At 60.5% G+C, this 1,840-nt stretch carries 2 protein-coding genes; one reads left to right on the forward strand and one right to left on the reverse strand.

Features of this window, described 5'->3' with window-relative positions:
* Window positions 1–271 (forward strand): hypothetical protein (locus ABX749_RS31520; RefSeq protein ID WP_372899525.1); only part of this gene is annotated, 271 nt, incomplete at its 5' end.
* A gap of 188 nt (window positions 272–459) precedes the next feature.
* On the opposite strand, the gene ABX749_RS31525 is transcribed toward ABX749_RS31520, so the two are convergent.
* The gene (locus tag ABX749_RS31525) at window positions 460–1,323 is read right to left on the reverse strand and encodes a DUF2092 domain-containing protein (protein WP_372899526.1); all 864 of its coding nucleotides are present in this window, start codon (window positions 1,321–1,323) and stop codon (window positions 460–462) included.
* Window positions 1,324–1,840 lie beyond the last annotated feature (517 nt).

Genomic DNA, 1,840 nt, shown 5'->3' on the forward strand with positions numbered 1-1,840 from the left:
GACGCGGCAATCCGGTTCGACGCAACGGTCCTCGCGAGGCATCTCGGTCGGCTACAGCGATGAATTGAGGTTGTTGCCCACCGCGACGTCGACGCTGCAGCGGATTGCAACGGTCAGCGGCGGACGCTTTGACCCGCCGCCGGAATCGATTGCCGAACGGATCGACGCGACGGCCCGCGAACCGATGCCGCTGTGGCCCTGGTTGTTGATGGTCGCGATGTCCATTTTCGTAGCCGATGTCGCGCTGCGACGGATCGAATTGGCCAGGTAAGGATAGAACAATCGCCCCAGCACGTGGCGTTAGCCAGTGGCGCGTGCCCAGCACGCAGCGTTAGCCAGTGGCGCATGCCCAGCACGTGGCGTTAGCCAGTGGCGCATGCCCAGCACGTGGCGTCAGCCAGTGGCGCATGCCCAGCACGCAGCGTCAGCCAGTGGCGCGTTTCCCAACCCTCACGCCGATCACTTGGCTTCCTTGAAATACGCTTCGATCGATTCGTACTCCTTGGCGCCCTCGATCTTGTTGTAGCGAAACAGTGTTGCCGCGTTGGGATGATCGATCCGCCAGACTTTAAAATCGAACCGCAACGCATACTGATAGCCCGGCGGCAATTCCAATCCGCCGTTGGCGCGAAGCATCTCCGTCAGATCGACACGTAACCGCAACGGTTTGGGCCGCTCGTCCTGGGTGATCCAGAGATCCCAACGGACATTGTCCTCTTGGATGCCTTGGAAATGAATCGCCGGCGTTTGCCCGCGAAACTTGTTGCGATCGAGTAAGCGGACCGACTTCATGCCAGTCATCAACGACAGCGCGGGATCGATGCCGGCCATGGTCAGGGCGAGAATGGGTTCCGGGTACGGCCCCATCGGCAACGGCAACTCGAAAACCGCTTGCTGCATCGCCAACGGTTTCTCCAGCACGGTGAATGCCTGTTCGGAAAGGGCGATCGTCGTCGTTGCACCGTCACAAAAGATTCGGGCTCGCTGCTGCTCGTCTTTCAAGTAGATGGTGAACTGATCGGGAATTTGGGACGCGATTTGGTAGACCGACGTTTGGGTGTTGACCACCGCTCCGTCGACGATCGTATCGGCGGACAATTCGACGGTCGCCCGAGTTGATTTGGCGCCGATGAGCTGATCGAACAGGGGCCGGAGCGCCGCGACCGCATCGGCATCCGCGACTGCATCGGCATCCTCCGCCACGACTTTCGCCGGTTTCGCGTCGGACGTTTTCTGCTCCTGGGCCCCCGCCGGTCGGACCGGCATCGGGAACACCATCAAACTGATAAACGCCAGGACACACAACCGTTTCGAGCGCAACATGATCGATCCGAAGGAAAACGAGGAAAGGGACGAGCGACGCGGGATTGCCGCAGCAACACTCGCCGACAGCGAGGCGATCGCCGCTGGGGTGATTCATCGTGACGCCGTCCCACGAGGACTTTCCAGACAACGACTTTCCAGACAACGACTTTCCAGACAAGTTTGATCGCTAATGGGATCGGCTTCCAGCCTGTTTTTCCAATCGCGTGCATCCGGGAGTTGACTGCTTGCGAACATAGGACTGTACGCAGCTCGGGTGCCGGCCCCGGTTGCGGTTTCCTGCGGCGGCTCGAAGTTCAGTCGCTGCATCTTTGAAAAACCACCCACCACGGCCTATTTCCATGAAACGCTCTGTAACCCTCGCGATCGCCATGACCATCGCACTGTTTACGTCGGCGGGCTCGAAAGCCGCGGATATCGTCGACACGGCGGTCGCGGCAGGCAACTTCAAAACGCTTGCGGCGGCGTTGGGTGCGGCCGATTTGGCCGGCGCGCTCAAGGGCGATGGCCCGTTCAC

The sequence above is a fragment of the Stieleria sp. genome, assembly GCF_041595215.1.
GTDB classification, from domain to species: domain Bacteria; phylum Planctomycetota; class Planctomycetia; order Pirellulales; family Pirellulaceae; genus Stieleria; species Stieleria magnilauensis.